The organism is Desulfobaculum bizertense DSM 18034 (assembly GCF_900167065.1).
Taxonomy (GTDB): Bacteria; Desulfobacterota; Desulfovibrionia; order Desulfovibrionales; family Desulfovibrionaceae; genus Desulfobaculum; species Desulfobaculum bizertense.
This window is the reverse complement of record NZ_FUYA01000008.1, coordinates 131,467-148,129: the sequence shown is the minus strand read 5'-3', so window position 1 is coordinate 148,129 and position 16,663 is coordinate 131,467. Positions and strand designations below refer to the sequence as shown.

The following is a 16,663-nucleotide window of genomic DNA, read 5'->3' as shown; positions in this document are numbered from 1 at the left end:
CCGGTATTAGCAGTCGTTTCCAACTGTTATCCCAGTCTTCTAGGTAGATTATCCACGCGTTACTCACCCGTGCGCCGCTCTACTCACTTCCGAAGAAGCTTTCTCGCTCGACTTGCATGTGTTAAGCACGCCACCAGCGTTCAATCTGAGCCAGAATCAAACTCTCCAGTTTGATAATATTTTATTGTGAACTAGCTTTTTGCCAGTACACAAAGCTGTCTTTCAAGATTACTTTGATTCGCTATTTAATTGTCAAAGACCAAGTCGCCTTCGCGTTTCCGCTTAGCGGAGAAGCGTTTCTAGCTGAATGAATTCAGCCAGTCAACACTTATTTTCAAAAATCTTTTTTCGATGAAGCCACTTAGCGGCTTCGTCGTAAGGGACATTTTGTAATCGAAGCGTTGTGCTCCGTCAAGACCCTTTTGAAGATTTATTTTGAAAAGATCAGTACGAGAACTGCGTCTCGTGTGGAAGAGCTTCTAGCGCGACCGGATGTTTCCGTCAAGAACAAATTTAAAAAAGTTTGTTTTATTTCGCACTGTTACCGAAAATACAGAAAGCTCTCGCTTTTGTTTTTCGTCACTCTTCACTTTCAAAGAACCGCGCTTTTTCAAACGGCGGAGGGCGTTTCTATGCAAAGCAGCCCACCCCGTCAACACCTTTTCCATATTTTTTTGAAAAAAGCCGAGATGAGCTGCCCATTCTCATTCATTGAAAACCAGCTAAGTATATGTAACTTATGATTTTTTACTTAAAATACGCGAGATAACGCGTGGAGATATCCGAGTAAAAGGATCATAGTCTGGAAGTAATTCCAGCCCCGGAATAACCGCTCGCACCACGGGATAGCCCAGCTCCTTATGCGTCAGATTCGCATAAAGCGGCCGCCGCCCACTCTCTATAAGAAGCTGCTCAACCATACGCAGGTCTTCCACCATGTTCCCAGTCGAGAAGTCTGGCAAGTCTTCCAGCACCTTGTACGGTGCTTCAGCCGGGCCTTTCCGGGATTCTGGACCAAAAGGGAAAGGATATGGGACTTCGAGCAGTGCCGACAGCGCGGCCTTTGGTCCCGACAGAGATGCAGACGCGCCCTTCATGAGCTGCCCCTGCGGCCCTGTTACAAAAGAATGATAGCAGGGAATGCCAAGTTCTGAGGTGCATTCCATAAAGAGAACGTCATAGCCCTTCCTGGCATACTGGTCCAAAAGCTCCTGAACCTCAGGCTTCGTTGAACGAATTCTAAAATATGCCGCCGGATCAACTGGCGTTACGGTTTCCGCATCTCGTTCAACGATTTCCATCAAAGCACTCAGACGGGCCTGCTCCATCACCGTCCCCGCTGCAAGCCCTGTTGAACCGAGTCCCGCAAAGAGCGCAGGCTCATCAAGGTTACAGAACAGGAACAGGCACTGCGCCGGGACCAGACAGGTCTCGTTCTTCCCGGCCATGTCGCACGGCAGCCAATACAGCGCTTCATTACTATATGTAACATTCAGCGGCAGACGTGAGGGATCAAAAATCTCATGGCCCGCAGCGCGCAATTCTTCGTAGCTTCCGTGCACAAGCGCTCTGGATGAGCGCTGCTCTGGTAATTCCAGTCCATCCACAGAGACCCAGCTCGAATACCGCTCCACGATTTCCATCGTAAGCGCCACCTGTGCCGTCGCAAAATCCATCCCACGGCCAAACGAGGTGTGCATCCCTTCCAGCGTGTACTCCAGCGCTCCATTCTTCACGGAGACCTTCCGCCGCCACTGCCGCACAAGGCCATTGGGTGCCAAAGATTCTGTATGCCGCGACTGCTGCGACAATTCTACCCCGGCCTTTTCCAGCTTGCCTTGCGCTTCCCACGTGAGCGCATCACAAGTCGGCAGCTTGGGAACCTTCTTTTTCTTGGGAACAAAATGCAGGTCACTCAGCGCGACAATATCCTTCCCCGCCTCTGCGCACTCCTCAGGCGAATACGGCGAGGCCGGAAGCTCCGCAGCCTCTGGTAACGGTTCGTGCCGCATGATGTTTGCCTGGAGCAGTTCAGCCCACTGAGAATGCAAAGCCTGATTCTCACGCGCCGCATTTCGCAAATCGACCAAAGGACTTGCAGCACACTCTTCCGCGTCTGGAGCCTCACCAAGCCCAAGTTCCTTCAGCTTCTCCGCATCACCAGCAAAAGCCTCACGCACAAGAGAACGCTCTATCAGGTCTGTGCTTTGGGCACAGGACCGCAGCACCTCATCAGGCGCATCCTGCACAGCCCGAATTGCTGCACCGCGCAAAAATTCATCCATTGGAGAGCGATGTAGCTCCTCCAGCAACTCCCCAAGGCTCATATCATCCTCAGGGACATAGGCCCCAAATCCAATACTTGCCTGCGTCTCCAGCAGTCGAAATCTATATTTCATGGGCACGTTTTTTCTCCCGTTCAAGTCATAATCCACGGAAAAGCCATTATCTCAATACGCTCACGAAGACAAAACGCGCTCCTGCCCCAAAAACGGACAAAGACAAGAAAAAAGGCGGCACCCAAAGGCACCGCCACAAAAACTGCAATTCCAGACTAGGCCTTGTAGCCAATCGCCCGGAGGAATTTCTTTCTGTCTTCAATATCGCCTTCGCCTTCAATACCAGCAGAGGCAAAGCCATCAATCACGCCCATGACACCCCGGCCCTGCTCGGTCTCAGCCACAATAACCTCAGTGGGGTTTGCCGTTGCGCAGAACAGGCGCACCACCTCAGGAACATTCTGGATGGCGTTCACGATGTTGATCGGGAACATGTCTTTCATAAACAGAATAAAGCTGTGTCCACAAGACAAGGCATAGGCATTCTTCTTTGCCAGCTCGAGGCATTCCTCGTCGGTGCCAGAATACCGAACAAGGCGCTTGTCCGATGCCTCGCAAAAGGCCAGACCAAACTTGGCAAAGGGAACCGTTGTGACAACAGCTTCGTGAATGTCTTCAACAGTTTTGATAAAATGGGACTGTCCAAGAATAAAATTCATATCCTCGGGCTTTTCAATCTTTACAGTCGTCAGCTGCATAGGAAGCTCCTTTTGAGTGGATAGTCCGCAAGCATTGCGAATCATGTAAAAAAACACAGCCAGAATACGCAAGCAGGCTCCGAGACGCAATCCCCACTAACAGCGGGGCATACGCACGGCCAAGCCACCCAGACTGGTCTCCTTATATTTGGCGTTCATGTCACGCCCGGTCTGATTCATCACCCAGATCGTCTTATCAAGGTCAATCACCTGCGCAGAGGGATTGCCAAGCGTCGCCATCAAATACGCATTGTATGCTTTCACAACACCCATCGCGTTTCGCTCAATGCAGGGAATCTGCACATAGCCTCCGACCGGGTCACAGGTCAGGCCAAGGTGATGCTCAAGCGCAATTTCTGCGGCATTTTCCGTCACCTGAAAACGATAGCCATGGGCATAGGACAACATCGCCGCCGCCATGGAAGACGCAGTGCCAATCTCGCCCTGACATCCCACTTCTGCCCCGGCGATGCTGGCATTATGCTTCACCAAAAAACCAACAGCCGCAGCAGCAAGAAAGCCTTCGCGCACAGACTGACGCCCAATGTCCAAAAGATTCAGCATGGCATAGACCACGCTCGGAATAACACCACAGGAACCAGAGGTCGGCGCGGTCACAACTTTATGGCCCGCAGCATTTTCTTCGGCCACGCCCATTGCATACGCATTGAGCAGCATCAGAAAACGGTCCTGCTCATGCCGCGCCAGTCCCGAACGCCGCAAAAGCTCCGGGGCTTTTCGCTGGAGTCCAATGCACCCCGGCAACACCCCTTCGGTGCGAAGCCCACGCTCAACCGCATCAATCATCACATCCATAATATGGTCGACGTGGGCAAAGGTCTGCTCCGTGCTCCGGCCATGCACTGCCGCCTCATTCGCAAGAATAACTTCATGCAAGCGCATGTCCTTCTCCCGAAGGATGTCCTTGAGTTCGTGCATGTTGGAATACGGATAAGCCGGGTCCCCAAGTTCGGGTTCAGGTTCCCCCTCATAGCTAATAAACCCGCCGCCCTGTGAATAATAGGTCCGCTCGGCAACAACACCATCCTGCGCATGGGCTTTGATGATAAGCGTATTGTTGTAGGGGAAAGAGTGTGAGACCTCATCAAAAATAATGTCATCAGGCCGAAGCGGAACTCGGACATCCTGAAGAGGCAAAAGCTGCTCATCGGCTGGAGACTCAAAAAGGTTTTCCATGAAATCCTGGGGAACAGTCTCAGGAGCATAGCCCAGCAGCCCCGCGGCCACAGCCTTGTCAGTGCCATGTCCATCGCCTGTCGCCGAAAGCGAGCCATACAGATGAACTTTGACGGATGTCACAGTTGAGCGTTTACTGGGAGGAAGTTCTCGCACAAAATCCAAAAAGTCCCGTCCTGCTTTCATGGGACCAATGGTGTGAGAGCTTGATGGTCCGGGACCTATTTTGAACAGGTCCAGTATTGAGGTGCAAATTGCTGTCATTATGCGCACACCTAAGTCATAAAGGATACACAACGGCGGAGAGCGACACCGCCAGATACTCGCCAGAGAAAACAGGCTTTTCCTACCCAGCTCAGCCTGTAAAGTCCATGTGAACTCATGGAAAAAGCGGATGATTTATGTCACCGTTCCCCCTCGTTCACTATCTTCTGCCACGCAGCTCAAGGAGAGGCAATGCCTGTACTTTCTGATTCCAAGTATACCCCCCCAAGATTTCTGGGCAACCGCCACATTCAGACCTCCGCGCCCTCGTTTTTTCGCCCGACTCCACAGATCGAATACGTTCGGGAACGGCTGGAAACCCCAGACTGTGATTTTCTCCAGCTCGACTGGAGCATGTGCACGCCCACACAGCAGCCCAAGCGTCTGGCAATCCTGACTCACGGTCTTGAGGGCAATACAACCCGCCCCTACATGAAGGGCATGGCCAAAGCACTTAATGCTGCGGGTTTTGACGTGCTGGCCCGCAACTGTCGCGGCTGTGGCGGAGAGCCAAACCTGCGGGCACGTTCATACCATAGCGGAGAAACAGACGACCTGCACCATGTTGTACGCTACGCCAGTCAGATGAACATCTGGGAGCAAATCGTCCTTGTTGGCTTTAGCATGGGAGGAAACCAGACGCTCAAGTACCTCGGTGAAGCCCCTGACCGCATCCCCAAAGAACTCGCAGGAGCCGTTGCCATCTCTGCCCCCTGCGATCTCACAGACTCAGTCCACGCACTTTCCGGGAGTTCCTCAGGCTTTCTTTATACCCATTACCTGCTCCGAAGCCTGCGAAAAAAGGTTCTCATCAAACACGAAATGTTTCCTGAACTTATCCAGATTCGGGGACTTGGCTGCATTCACAGCTTTGAGCACTTTGACAACCAGTACACGGCCCCGCTGTTTGGCTTTCGGGATGCGCACGAGTACTGGCAAAAAGCCAGCTCCCGCCCTGTACTCAAAAACATCTCCGTGCCCACGCTTTTGCTCAACGCCCGAAACGACCCTTTCCTTGGGCCGGGCTGCTTTCCAGTCCCAGAGGCGCAGGCCAACAACAAGCTCACGCTCGAAATGCCAGAAAATGGCGGGCATGTGGGCTTCATCCGCATAGCCAAAGACGGACTGTTCTGGTCAGAACTCCGCGCTGTTGAATTCCTTCGAACTGCCTGTGCCTAAGTTTCTTGGACCGGGACTTCATCAAACGCGCTTTTCCAGCTAGTATAAAATTTCAGACAAGGAGAACCGTCGACGATCATGCGCCTGTCGCGTGCGGAGGATACGCCATGAAAAAAATCCAAAAAAAAGATGCCGAATGGCAGAAAACGCTCAACCCGGAACAGTATCGCGTCTGCCGCAGACGGGAAACAGAAGCGCCCTTTTCTGGACGCTATGCGCGATTCAAGGGAGAAGGAACCTACTTCTGTGTCTGTTGCGGGAATGAACTCTTTTCTTCGGACGCCAAATTTGAATCAGGTACAGGCTGGCCAAGCTTTTTTGAAAGCATTCGCAAGGATGCTGTGGAGTATCATACGGATTCGAGCCTTGGCATGATCCGCACAGAAGTTGTCTGCGCCCAGTGCGAGGCGCATCTGGGGCATGTGTTCCCGGACGGTCCCAAACCTACAGGGCAGCGCTACTGTATCAACTCTGTCTGTCTGGACTTTAAGGAAATGCCTCCAGACGGAGGCACAACGTAAAAAGCCCTGTGCCGCCCCTGTTTTTCTCTGAGCCACCCCTCTGGTGGCTCTTTTTTATGCAGAACAAAGCATTCATGTCAGCCACACGACACAGAAGCACACACAGCAAGATCTTTATACAATTCCACAAGAAGACAGTTTCCCTTCCCTGCTTTTTCTGGCACAAAAAATACAGACCTGCTGCATGGAGTCCAACTATGAATGCATCCTCGTTTTTCAATCTGTGTGCCTATCATGTTCAGGAAGGCCTGCGCGATGGCCTTTCCCATTTTTCGCAGCCAAGCCGGGCCGCGCTCATTTATGCGGAAACGCCTACCAGCGACATCTGTATTTATGACCCTCAGGACCTGCTCAGGGGACACGAGCCTATACTCGAAAAATTCTTCATTGAATCACAGGAATGGCGGACCTGCTCCTTTATTCATTCCACCCTCCCCTCTTTTGACATGCGCCCCTGCGACAGCCCCAGCATGACAGGCATCATCAGCTACAGCGCCCATTGTGGCAGTGTTTTTCACCAAACCTGGTGTACCGAGCAACACCCAGACCTTTGCTCTCTCTCACCAACAGAGCACTGGCTCGAACACGCTGCATGGGTCATGTCGCAGGCCTATGAAGGAAAAAACACACTTCTGCTGGACCTCGCCGGGACCCTGCTTCAGGGCTGGAGCACCCACGCAGTGCGCAATGCCATTGTCGATGCCCGAACCGAACTCATCGGCATGGACACCCAGCTTCGCATCTTTCCTGTGCTTGATGCCATTCTCGCCATTTCCAAAACACTGGAAGAAGGAGAAAAGCCACGGGGCATTCTCTGCTTTATTGAACCCTCAGCCCTGCGGCACATCCATTTTCTGGCCCGCCTAGAACACAGCGAACGCCCAGCCATTCACAGCCACAAGCACGTACGAAAACTGCTCCAGTCTGTGGAGACCAGCGGGCATTTTCTTGTTTCTGACGGGGAAAGTATTGTTGGTATTGCCGAGCACTGCCCAGAAGGGGCAGCAAGCCTGCGTGCAGAATTTTGCGGAACACATGGCTTCCTCTGGCTGGAAGACCAGCTTTTATGCAGTTTTTCTGACGGCTCGTTTCATTCCTCTACCCGCAAGGCCAATCTGGTCTCACTTGAGGAACTGCTCATTGAGGCAGGACTGGATTCCGAGGAACAGCACGACCTGTTCAGCTCGGTTTCACAAATTGTGGAAAGCACACGCGAAAGGCGGCATGGATGCACGCTGGTGCTGGATTTTCAGGAAGAGTGCGTCAGCTTTGCAGGCCAGCGTCTGGAAGAACCGCTTCTACTCAGCAACCCAAAACTTTTGCAGGTCGCACGAAATCTGGCCGAGGTGGACGGCGCCCTGCACATTCGCAAAGACAACACCCTGCACGGCTTTGGATGCCTGCTTGATGGAGCGGCTGTTCCAGCAGAAAACCGTTCTCGCGGCGCACGCTACAACTCGGCACTCCGCTTCACGGCAGCACGACCCAATATCATTGTGGTCGTGGTGTCCTGCGACAGACCTGTCTCCATTATTTTTGGGGGAGTCGAGATGTCAGCGGCGTGCCCGCTCCCGCCTTCCCATAGCAGGAGCAGCACACCGCACAGAATGGAGGATTGGCTCAAACACTCATGAGTCTATGGTTGCACTTGGCGCCCGGCATTCAGCGCGGCCCAGGGCTTCCCGAAGGCACAGCACTTCGTCAGAGACATCAACCCGGGTACAGTTGGGCGCGGCATCAATCAAATCCCGCAGGGCGTCCAGCCCTTCAAGCATGGCCGTCACGAGATCTGAATCCGCAGAAATATGTCCACTGCGCACCCGACCCAGAGCATGCTCCAGATAATGCGCAAGCCGTTCAACGCTTCGAATCCGCAAAAGCGAGGCTCCGGCCTTGATGGAATGGGCTGAGCGGAACACAGAATTGAGCATTTCCGGATCAGAGCTTTCGCCAAAGCGATCAATATCCAAAAGCCCAACTTCCATTTCACTCAGCCGCTCACGAGACTCTTCAATAAAAACATCCAGTACATCCTGATCTGGCACGATATGCGTCATGGCCTACAGTCCTTGGAGTTTTTTTCCTTCAAGAATGGAAATGGCACGTTCTGCCATCTGGTCCATATCCGGCTTGGAAATCTGGTCGACAGCACCAACCGACTCCCCTTTGTGTCGCAGCTCCTTGGTAATGAGCGACGAATACAAAATAACAGGAATCTCGGTCAGCCGATCATCTTCCTTGATGCGTCGGGTCAGGGTAAAGCCGTCCATCAGCGGCATCTCAATGTCCGCTATGACAATATCCAGATAATCCTGAACGGGCCGCCCCTCATTCTCTGCCTTTTCGGCAATATGCTGCGCGTACTCAAACGCTTCCTGCCCATTGCCCGTCACCTGAAGTTCAAAATTTGCAGCCTGCAAATTGCGACTCAGCATCATGCGTATGGTCGGCGAATCATCCACCACCAGCGCACGATACTTGCGGGAGGCAACGGTTTCTGGCGCAATGTCAAAACGTGTGGAGTCCATTTCGAGCGAGGTAATAATCTGCTCAAGATCCAAAAGCTGAATAAAATGCTTGTTCCGGTTCACCATGCCGATGATGCTCGTCGATCCCATCCGGCTCACGTACTCATGCGGCGGGGCAACATCCCCCCAGCCCACACGATGAATCTCGGTCACTCCAGAAACAAGGAACCCCGTCACGGCCTTGGAAAACTCCGTGACCATCACCACCTCAAAGGGATGAGGTTCACGCTCAATGCCAAGCCAGACCGCAAGATCAAGGACGGGAACAATATGCTTACGTAAGGAAATCGTTCCCATGTAGCACTCGTTCGATGCGGATTCTGGAGGCGTCAGCTGCGGGCTTTCAATGACCTGCATAACCTTGGCGACATTCACGCCAAAAAAGCTTTGCTCAGGGTCACCACCAGAAGCTGAGCGGCCAGTAATGAACAGCTCCAAAATCTCAAGCTCGTTTGTTCCGCTTTCAAGCAAAATATCGGTTTTTGCCATACGGACCTCCACTGACGCGGCATAAATGCCGCCACTTCTCCACTATCTTTCTACACTTGGAATTTTTTTTATGCAACGGCAAACAGATATTTTCTCTCTCCTCTGCATTTTTCTTTTTTTTGCATAAAAAAAGACCTCACCCTGTTCGGGTAAGGTCTTGCAAAGAATATCACGGCCTTATTTTATACGGCTGCGTCTATCAGCATGTTATCTCTGTGGATAGCTTCTTCGTAATTGCAGTGCCCAAGGACCTTGGAAATATCTTCACTGCGGTGTCCCTGTACTTTTTGCAGGTCACTCGCGGAATAATTGCTCAGGCCGACACCAATCATGTCGCCTGATTCATCAAGGATCTTGACCAGTGCACCGCTCTCGAAGTCGCCTTCGACACTTCGGATTCCTGCGGGGAGCAAACTTTTGCCATGCTCCAAAACCGCACGGGCAGCACCCGGATCAACGGTTACGGAACCGTCTGGCGTATTGTTATACGCAATCCAGAACTTGCGACGAGAAATTTTGTGTTCTTCTGGCAAAACCCAGGTGCCCAGCTCTTCGCCAGAAAAAATCCGGTCGAGCACAAAGCGCTCCTTGCCAGAGACCACCAGCGTTGGAATTCCAAGCTGCGCCACCCGACGGGCAGACATCAGTTTGGAGTACATGCCGCCAGTGCCCACCGTGGTCTTGCCGTCACATGTTGTGTCCAGATCAAGACAGGCAATATTTTCAATGCTCTTGAGAGCCTTGGCATGAGGGTCCCGGTCCGGGTTGGCGTCGTACACGCCAGCGGCCGAAGTCAGGTTAATCAGCAGATCAGCCTGAACCAGATTGACCACCAGACTTGCCAGAGAATCATTGTCGCCAAATTTCAGTTCCTGAACAGCGACAGTGTCATTCTCGTTCACAATAGGAATCACACGCTGACCAAGCAGACTCGCAAAGGTATTTCGCGCGTTGAGAAAACGGGTCCGGTTTCGCAAATCATCACGGGTCAGCAAAATCTGTGCGGACACAACGCCATAGCGTTCAAAGGCTTCATCATAGGCGTGCATGAGCCGACTCTGACCAATGGCCGAAGCAGCCTGACGCCCCGGCAAACCCTTGAGTTCGCCAGCAACAAGCCCACGCCCGGCAGCAACTGCGCCAGACGACACCAGGACAATATCCACACCTTTGTCGTGCAGTGCCGCAAGCTGGTCTGCCAGCCTGTTGACCACACGCAAATCAAGGCCCTCACTGTTCGTCAAAACAGCGCTGCCAACCTTGACCACAACCCGCCGCGCACTTTTCAGTACGCTCTGACGATGTTCATTTACGTCCATTTCCCGTCTTCTCCGAATATTCAGCTTCCAAGCGTCAGATGAAAACGAAAGCCGGGGTCTTACCTCTGCTCTCTGCTCTGTTCATACAGGCGCCACATCTTCTCAACAAGAGCGTCCACGCCGTCACCTTCGAGCGCAGACATGAAGAACACCGGTCTCTTTTCCTGAGCGGCGCGCTCCTTGAGGGCATTCAGCTCCTCTTCGGACAGCAAGTCAATCTTGTTAATGACTTCCAGCTGCGGGCGCTTGGCCAGCTCATCGCTGTAGCGGCGGAGTTCTTCATTCAGCAGGTCAAAGCCTGCCCACGGGTCGTCTGCGTCCAGTTCTTCGGCACTGAGCACATGCACCAGAAAACTGGTCCGCTCAACGTGCTTGAGGAACTGATGACCGAGGCCGAGACCTTCGTGTGCGCCTTCAATAAGACCGGGGATGTCTGCAACAACAAAGTGCTCCCCAAAGTCATTGATCAGAACGCCGAGGTTCGGAATCAGGGTCGTAAACGGATATGGGGCGATTTTTGGACGAGCTGCGGAAATCGTAGAAATAAAGGTGGACTTGCCAGCGTTTGGCAATCCAAGAAGGCCCGCGTCTGCCAGAATTTTCAGCTCAAGACGGACGTTCATTTCTTCGCCCTTTTCGCCGGGCTGGGCAAAACGCGGGGTGCGCATGGTTGGCGACTTAAAATGCTCGTTGCCAAAACCACCGCGACCACCACTGCACACAGCAACTTCCTTTCCGTTTTCGGAAAGGTCAGCAATCAGGGTCTCGTTTTCGTCTTCGTCAATCTGATAGAGAAGCGTCCCAACGGGCAGGTCAATAATCAGGTCGTCGGCATTTCTGCCGTTACACTGAGATCCCATGCCGGGCTGGCCATTTCTGGCTTCATAACGGCGCTTGAGGCGGAAGTCATACAGGGTCAGAAGTTTTTCTGATGCCCGAAAGATGACGTCTCCACCCTTGCCACCATTGCCGCCATTAGGGCCGCCTTTGGGGACATGAGCTTCACGGCGAAACGACACGCAGCCATTGCCACCATTGCCGGAACGCACGGAAATTCTTGCTTCATCGACAAAGCGCATATTTCACTCCCAGCGCGGTATACCGCGCATAAAAAAAATGGGTGGACAGCGTCAGATAACGCAGTCCACCCCAGAAATTGCTCGACCGCCAAGTTAGGCCTGGTTAGCAACCACGCGAATGCGGGTCTTGACCTTCTTGCGGCGCATAAATTTCTCAAATTTCACTTCGCCGTCGACCAGGGCGAACAGAGTGTAATCTCTGCCCATGCCAACGTTCTCACCGGGGTGGAACTTGGTGCCGAGCTGACGCACGAGGATGTTGCCGGCCAGAACCTGCTGACCACCATAGCGTTTCACGCCTCTTCTCTGACCGATAGAGTCGCGACCGTTTCTGGAGCTTCCGCCTGCTTTTTTATGAGCCATATCAGTACTCCTTTATGACCTTAAGCTTCGATAGCTTTGATCTTAATGGTTGTGAAGTCCTGCCTGTGGCCCTGCTTCTTGCGGGAGTCCTGACGACGACGCTTGTGGAAAACAACGATCTTTTTATCGCGACCGTGAGCGACGACTTCGCAGGATACCTTTGCGTTCTCAACGTAAGGCTGACCAACGGAAACGTCACCAGACTTATCCACCAGCAGAACCTTGTCCAGAACCAGATCGGAACCGGCTTCTGCCTGAATCTTCTGAATATTGATTGTGCGGCCTTCCTCAACTCGGAACTGCTTGCCGCCAGTCTCAACTATTGCATACATGACCTAATACCTCCAAAGAAAGAGAGAGGGGTTGATACCTGACAAAAGCAGGAAAAGTCAACCCCTGCTCTTGAATTTTTTACTCTGCGGCATAGACGCATACACGATTGCGGCCACTCTGCTTTGCCCTATACAGTGCACTATCAGCACATTGTACTAGGCGTTCGGCCAAACGGTCTGACCACTGTGGTACAAGGGAAGCAACTCCCACAGACACCGTTATTCTGAAATCATGCTTGAGGACGTTGCCGTCCACACTCCGTATTTTGAAACGATGCTTTGCAATGGAACGGCGAATGGCTTCTGCCAGTTCCACCGCGTCATCGCTCTGAATCTCAGGTGCGATTACCGCGAACTCCTCACCGCCATACCGGGCGGCGAGGCACCAGTCGGGGCATTTTTTCTGCACTGCTTCGTGCAAAAGCTGCCCCACGATTTTTAGGACCTGATCCCCAAAGGGATGGCCGTACGTGTCATTCACATTTTTGAACAGGTCAATGTCCAGCATAAGAAGCGACACGAGGGTATCTGGCACAGTGCAGCAGCGGGCGAGCTTACGATCAAACCCGCGGCGATTCACCAAGCCTGTCAAAGCATCGGTGTGCACCAGACGTTTCAGGTTGCATACGTCCTCATTCATGCCCTCCACAACCTGATGGAAGGACTCCCGAAGCTCGGAAACAAGCTCTTCGGGCGGGGCGCCGCTTTGCAGTTTTTTCACGGTTTCGTCGCCAAGATTCACGACCTCGCCAGTGCGGCGATGGTACAAAAGTTTCACTTCGGACAAAAGCGCAGCAGATTCTGTCAGCGCAAGCTTAAGCCGCCTGCGGTACGGGGTACTGACGATCTCCTCCTGCCGCCGTGATATTTCGACGAAGGCTGCATCGCTAAAATTCTTTTTTTCGATGATTTCCCGAAACAGCTCATGAATACAGCATTTTTGGTCATCAGTAAGCGCATCGTTGTATTCAAGGCTTCGCATGTAAAAAAACAGGGAATACCATCGTGGCTCGACCGGAACACCAGCCTCAGCCAGCAGTTCACACAGCTTCCTTTGCGTGGGAACAAGACATTCCATGCTCGTGAGTGTCTCCATGTGAAGCACTCCGTGGCTGTGGTTCTGACACTGTTGCAGCACCGTGCAGGTTGCTGCGTTGCGGGAATACAATACAGAACAAGTCGCATTCCATCCAGCTTTTTAACGCGGTCCCGTGCGCGCAAGCACACAGGCCTCCAGCTGGCGAACTCCGGCCCGCAGCAACGCCTTGCCTGCGGCCTCAAGAGTTCCTCCCGTGGTCATCACATCATCCACAAGAAGCACCCGTTTGCCCATCACCTGCGACGCATCCGCAGCAAAGGCACCGCGCAGATTTGTGCGACGCTCTCCTGCCGAAAGCTCCAGCTGGGGGCGAGTTTTAATAATTCGCTCCAGCGCTCCGCTACACACGGAAACACCAAAAGCACCAAGTCCCCGGGCCAGCTCCAGACTCTGGTTAAATCCTCGCCACGCAAGGCGGCTTGCATGAAGCGGCACAGGCACAACAATCCAGTCATCGCCATCTGGCCAGCCATCCCTCAGGCAGGCCATAACAAGACAGTGCTGTAAAACACGACCAAGCCCAAGCCGTCCAGAAAATTTATAGTCCAAAATAAGCTGACGCAGCACATCATCATACGCCGCAAAAAAATGTAGCGCGGACCACGGCCGAGGGCTTCGCCGACACGCTCCGCAACTCCACGGCTCGCGTTCGGCATCGGCATACATTTCACCACACACGGGGCAGTAGCCCCCAAGTCGAATACGTAGCCGGGCCTGACACTCAGAGCACAGCAGTCCTCCCCAAAGCTGGGAAAAACTCGGTGCAGCTTCAGTCGCAGAGGCCCCAAATCCCTCCGATGTCAGGACAAGCGGAGAACGCCCCTGCACTCTGCCGGGCCATTGCCCAGCCAGCTCGGTACAGTCTTTCCACCCGTCAGTTGTCTCCAGTGTTTTTTCCAGAGTCTGCCACAGGTGGAGTGCAGGAGATTCGTCAGTATTTCGAAAAAAAACACCAGTCTCTCCTGCCCTCTCCCCACAATATCGTTTTTTGACAGAGTACACAGCATGCGCAAGGCGTCTGATCCCATTTCTCTGGGCCAGTTCCTGACGCAGCACAGAACAGCAGTGAGGCTCTCGTGGAAGCACGCTCCCACAAAGCACGCAACGGGTACCAATAAAGTCCCGCAGCCCCTGCCCTATGCGCTGGAACACTGTTTTTCCAGTCTCCGTCTACAAAGACTCCTGCCAGGCTCTTTCCCCAAGTGCCTGCATCTCCTGCCGAATCGTATCCGCCAGCTCAGGGTCTCCTGCATCACTTCCGCGATACAAATACGGTTCCTGAAGTTCAAAGTTAAAAATTCGCAAAAAGTATTTCAGGGTCAGCAAAGTCCCCTCAAAGAGCTTTTCCCCATCCTTTCGCCCCGCACAAAGTGAAACATACGCCTTGCGACGAGGCAACGCGTTCAGGGTCTCATCACCGTCTTCCTTGCGGAGGAAATAGCACTGGCTTCGATCTATCCATGCCTTAAAGTGGGCAGGGACATGATAGAAATAAATCGGGGCAGAAAAGAACGCAAAAGGGGCGTCGTACAAACGCTGAAACAGGCTGTCACTGTGGTCTATCTTGGTCAGATAACACGCACGGTTTCGGTCATGTTTGCAGCGGTAACACCCCTGACACGGTTCAATCTTGTAACGCCGGAGAAAATCTCCCCGAAGCGCCCCACCAGCAGCCTGCACTCCCTGAGCAAAATTATCGGCAGCAATGTCACAACACCCATGAGCGCTTGGGCTACAGGAAAAAATGGCGCTCTGTCGAAGAGATTCAGAAGTATCAGTCATCATGCTCCTTTGCTCTTGCGCGTAAAAATAGCCCGAAGAAACTCCCCCTCTTCCGTCAGCGTCATTGACCACGCCGGATTCATCTCCGCCTGATCAACAATGGACGGCTGAAGTTTCTTCTGGACCACAACCTCAAGCGTTGAGGCACGCGATAAACGGAGGTACCAACCTACCTCCTGTCCCACGCCTCAACACTTGTCCCGAAGGTCCAGAACACTATGCTCTGGAGTCTGCATACTTAGAATCCCCGGATTCCAAACCCAGACTGAAAGTAGGGATTATGCAGCTTTTCGTTTCCAATGGTCGTGGAACCACCATGTCCGGGAAAGACCTTGGTCTGCTCCGGCAGGGTAAAAAGCTGCGTTTTGATGGACGTCAGCAGAGTCTGCATGTTGCCACCAGTAAAGTCTGTACGGCCAATAGCGCCATCAAAAAGGGCGTCTCCCACAAACACACTGTCAATTTCCGGGAAGTACAGAGACATGCCACCCGGAGTATGCCCAGGAGTCAAAAGCACCCGGCATTTCAGGCCCGCAAACACTGTCTTGCCCGGCTTCAGAAGTTCATACTCGAACTCAGGCACTTTGGGCAGTCCCATTTCAAGACCAGAAACCAGCTCTTCGTCAAAGAGACAAAGGTCGCCTTCCGGAACCAGAATAGTGGCTCCAGTCTGACGTGCCAGCTCTGCGCAGCCAAGCATGTGGTCAAAGTGCACATGGGTCACAATAATATGTTCAAGCTTCAACCCTTCACTTTTGACCAGCTCTGCGACCTCGTGCGGAGAGCCGCCCGGATCAACAAACACGGCTTTGTCATCATGTGAAATCAGGTATCCGTTGGTCTGATAGGGACCAAGTACAAACTGCCGAATCTTCATTAAAAATCCTCCAGCATCAGCTCTTCCAAAGGCTTGCGGACGCATTTCCCTGCCTCGGCAGGCTGCCCCACAGCCAGAAAAGCCATCAATTCATATTTCGAGTCGTCAACCCCAAGCACAGAGCACACATCCTCTGGCCTGTTGACGATTTCACCTAGCCACACGGCTCCAAGATCCTGAGCATGAGCAGCCAGCCACATATTCTGGAGGCAGGCACCAGCGGCCTGATAATCCTTCATCTCTGAATACTTGGACGCCCGATCCAAAAACACACCGAGCATCACTGAACAGGATTTCACAATCCTGGAGTAATGCGTGCACTCAGCCAGCTTTTCCATGCGCGGGTCATCGGCACCGACGCAAAGAAAACGAAACGGCTGGTTATTCTTTCCACTGGGAGCACAGCGCCCAGCTTCCAGCATACGCAGGATTTTCTCCCGCGGCACCGCTTCGCCAGTGTATTTTCGAATGCTTCGACGGGTCGAAATCAGCTCAAGCAATCCGCCGTCGTTCATATCAACAGTTTTTTCTGCCATTGCTGCGTTCTCCTCTTCTTTTGCGTCAGGCATTCATGGCGTAAGAGCATACATCTGTAAA

At 52.9% G+C, this 16,663-nt stretch carries 17 protein-coding genes and 1 rRNA gene; 3 read left to right on the top strand and 15 right to left on the bottom strand.

All coding sequences use genetic code 11. The features are described 5' to 3' along the window. From B5D23_RS12110 to B5D23_RS12090, 4 genes are all read right to left on the bottom strand, one after another. Positions 1–172 (bottom strand): 16S ribosomal RNA (locus B5D23_RS12110); the annotation flags it as partial. Between the two features lie 565 nt (positions 173–737). Further along, on the bottom strand, positions 738–2,399 hold the full coding sequence (locus tag B5D23_RS12100) for a YcaO-like family protein (protein WP_144012615.1): 1,662 nt from the start codon (positions 2,397–2,399) through the stop codon (positions 738–740). A 155-nt stretch (positions 2,400–2,554) separates the two neighbouring features. Next, complete coding sequence (locus B5D23_RS12095; RefSeq protein WP_078685706.1) at positions 2,555–3,037, bottom strand: adenosine-specific kinase; 483 nt, start codon at positions 3,035–3,037, stop codon at positions 2,555–2,557. A gap of 96 nt (positions 3,038–3,133) precedes the next feature. Then, positions 3,134–4,498, bottom strand: coding sequence for an L-serine ammonia-lyase (locus B5D23_RS12090; protein WP_078685705.1), 1,365 nt, complete (start codon positions 4,496–4,498; stop codon positions 3,134–3,136). 192 nt (positions 4,499–4,690) lie between these two features. On the opposite strand from B5D23_RS12090, the gene B5D23_RS12085 reads away from it, so the two are divergent. The 3 genes from B5D23_RS12085 (at position 4,691) to B5D23_RS12075 (ending at position 7,832) form a co-directional block, all read left to right on the top strand. Continuing rightward, a complete protein-coding gene (locus tag B5D23_RS12085; RefSeq protein ID WP_078685704.1) occupies positions 4,691–5,677 on the top strand; it encodes a YheT family hydrolase in 987 nt (328 codons plus the stop codon). Between the two features lie 107 nt (positions 5,678–5,784). Next, on the top strand, positions 5,785–6,198 hold the full coding sequence (gene msrB / locus B5D23_RS12080; RefSeq protein ID WP_078685703.1) for a peptide-methionine (R)-S-oxide reductase MsrB: 414 nt from the start codon (positions 5,785–5,787) through the stop codon (positions 6,196–6,198). 197 nt (positions 6,199–6,395) lie between these two features. Further along, a complete protein-coding gene (locus B5D23_RS12075; protein WP_078685702.1) occupies positions 6,396–7,832 on the top strand; it encodes a DNA integrity scanning protein DisA nucleotide-binding domain protein in 1,437 nt (478 codons plus the stop codon). Here B5D23_RS12075 and B5D23_RS12070 read toward each other — a convergent pair. From B5D23_RS12070 to B5D23_RS12015, 11 genes are all read right to left on the bottom strand, one after another. Then, positions 7,827–8,255: an Hpt domain-containing protein gene (locus B5D23_RS12070; RefSeq protein ID WP_078685701.1), complete on the bottom strand. Its 429-nt coding sequence runs from the start codon at positions 8,253–8,255 to the stop codon at positions 7,827–7,829. The genes B5D23_RS12075 and B5D23_RS12070 overlap by 6 nt on opposite strands. Positions 8,256–8,258: 3 nt before the next feature. Next, positions 8,259–9,215, bottom strand: a complete 957-nt coding sequence (locus tag B5D23_RS12065) for a chemotaxis protein (RefSeq protein ID WP_078685700.1) — start codon at positions 9,213–9,215, stop codon at positions 8,259–8,261. A 182-nt stretch (positions 9,216–9,397) separates the two neighbouring features. Next, a complete protein-coding gene (gene proB / locus B5D23_RS12060) occupies positions 9,398–10,534 on the bottom strand; it encodes a glutamate 5-kinase (protein ID WP_078685699.1) in 1,137 nt (378 codons plus the stop codon). A gap of 59 nt (positions 10,535–10,593) precedes the next feature. Next, a complete protein-coding gene (obgE, locus tag B5D23_RS12055; RefSeq protein WP_078685698.1) occupies positions 10,594–11,613 on the bottom strand; it encodes a GTPase ObgE in 1,020 nt (339 codons plus the stop codon). 93 nt (positions 11,614–11,706) lie between these two features. After that, positions 11,707–11,976 (bottom strand): 50S ribosomal protein L27, encoded by a 270-nt coding sequence (gene rpmA, locus B5D23_RS12050; protein ID WP_078685697.1) that lies wholly within the window; start codon positions 11,974–11,976, stop codon positions 11,707–11,709. Positions 11,977–11,996: 20 nt separating this feature from the next. Then, on the bottom strand, positions 11,997–12,308 hold the full coding sequence (gene rplU / locus B5D23_RS12045) for a 50S ribosomal protein L21 (RefSeq protein ID WP_078685696.1): 312 nt from the start codon (positions 12,306–12,308) through the stop codon (positions 11,997–11,999). Between the two features lie 79 nt (positions 12,309–12,387). After that, the gene (locus B5D23_RS12040) at positions 12,388–13,404 is read right to left on the bottom strand and encodes a GGDEF domain-containing protein (RefSeq protein ID WP_078685695.1); all 1,017 of its coding nucleotides are present in this window, start codon (positions 13,402–13,404) and stop codon (positions 12,388–12,390) included. A gap of 102 nt (positions 13,405–13,506) precedes the next feature. Then, entirely contained in the window at positions 13,507–14,559 is a 1,053-nt protein-coding gene (locus B5D23_RS12035) for a ComF family protein (RefSeq protein WP_078685694.1), read from the bottom strand. Between the two features lie 18 nt (positions 14,560–14,577). Continuing rightward, entirely contained in the window at positions 14,578–15,192 is a 615-nt protein-coding gene (locus tag B5D23_RS12030; protein WP_144012614.1) for a flavodoxin family protein, read from the bottom strand. 235 nt (positions 15,193–15,427) lie between these two features. Next, complete coding sequence (locus B5D23_RS12020; RefSeq protein WP_078685691.1) at positions 15,428–16,066, bottom strand: MBL fold metallo-hydrolase; 639 nt, start codon at positions 16,064–16,066, stop codon at positions 15,428–15,430. Beyond that, positions 16,066–16,602 carry a nitroreductase family protein gene (locus B5D23_RS12015; protein ID WP_234985091.1) on the bottom strand — a complete coding sequence of 179 codons (537 nt, stop codon included), beginning with the start codon at positions 16,600–16,602 and terminating at the stop codon, positions 16,066–16,068. The genes B5D23_RS12020 and B5D23_RS12015 overlap by 1 nt, the downstream gene beginning before the upstream one ends. Positions 16,603–16,663: the final 61 nt, after the last annotated feature.

Excerpts from the sequence above, each read along its gene's own strand:
- B5D23_RS12095 (WP_078685706.1), bottom strand. The coding sequence starts at position 3,037 with ATGCAGCTGACGACTGTAAAGATTGAAAAGCCCGAGGATATGAATTTT.
- B5D23_RS12090 (WP_078685705.1), bottom strand. The coding sequence starts at position 4,498 with ATGACAGCAATTTGCACCTCAATACTGGACCTGTTCAAAATAGGTCCC.
- B5D23_RS12100 (WP_144012615.1), bottom strand. The coding sequence starts at position 2,399 with ATGAAATATAGATTTCGACTGCTGGAGACGCAGGCAAGTATTGGATTT.
- rplU (WP_078685696.1), bottom strand. The coding sequence starts at position 12,308 with ATGTATGCAATAGTTGAGACTGGCGGCAAGCAGTTCCGAGTTGAGGAA.
- B5D23_RS12015 (WP_234985091.1), bottom strand. The coding sequence starts at position 16,602 with ATGGCAGAAAAAACTGTTGATATGAACGACGGCGGATTGCTTGAGCTG.
- B5D23_RS12065 (WP_078685700.1), bottom strand. The coding sequence starts at position 9,215 with ATGGCAAAAACCGATATTTTGCTTGAAAGCGGAACAAACGAGCTTGAG.
- B5D23_RS12040 (WP_078685695.1), bottom strand. The coding sequence starts at position 13,404 with ATGGAGACACTCACGAGCATGGAATGTCTTGTTCCCACGCAAAGGAAG.
- B5D23_RS12020 (WP_078685691.1), bottom strand. The coding sequence starts at position 16,066 with ATGAAGATTCGGCAGTTTGTACTTGGTCCCTATCAGACCAACGGATAC.
- B5D23_RS12030 (WP_144012614.1), bottom strand. The coding sequence starts at position 15,192 with ATGATGACTGATACTTCTGAATCTCTTCGACAGAGCGCCATTTTTTCC.
- rpmA (WP_078685697.1), bottom strand. The coding sequence starts at position 11,976 with ATGGCTCATAAAAAAGCAGGCGGAAGCTCCAGAAACGGTCGCGACTCT.
- obgE (WP_078685698.1), bottom strand. The coding sequence starts at position 11,613 with ATGCGCTTTGTCGATGAAGCAAGAATTTCCGTGCGTTCCGGCAATGGT.
- B5D23_RS12075 (WP_078685702.1), top strand. The coding sequence starts at position 6,396 with ATGAATGCATCCTCGTTTTTCAATCTGTGTGCCTATCATGTTCAGGAA.
- proB (WP_078685699.1), bottom strand. The coding sequence starts at position 10,534 with ATGGACGTAAATGAACATCGTCAGAGCGTACTGAAAAGTGCGCGGCGG.
- B5D23_RS12070 (WP_078685701.1), bottom strand. The coding sequence starts at position 8,255 with ATGACGCATATCGTGCCAGATCAGGATGTACTGGATGTTTTTATTGAA.
- msrB (WP_078685703.1), top strand. The coding sequence starts at position 5,785 with ATGAAAAAAATCCAAAAAAAAGATGCCGAATGGCAGAAAACGCTCAAC.
- B5D23_RS12085 (WP_078685704.1), top strand. The coding sequence starts at position 4,691 with ATGCCTGTACTTTCTGATTCCAAGTATACCCCCCCAAGATTTCTGGGC.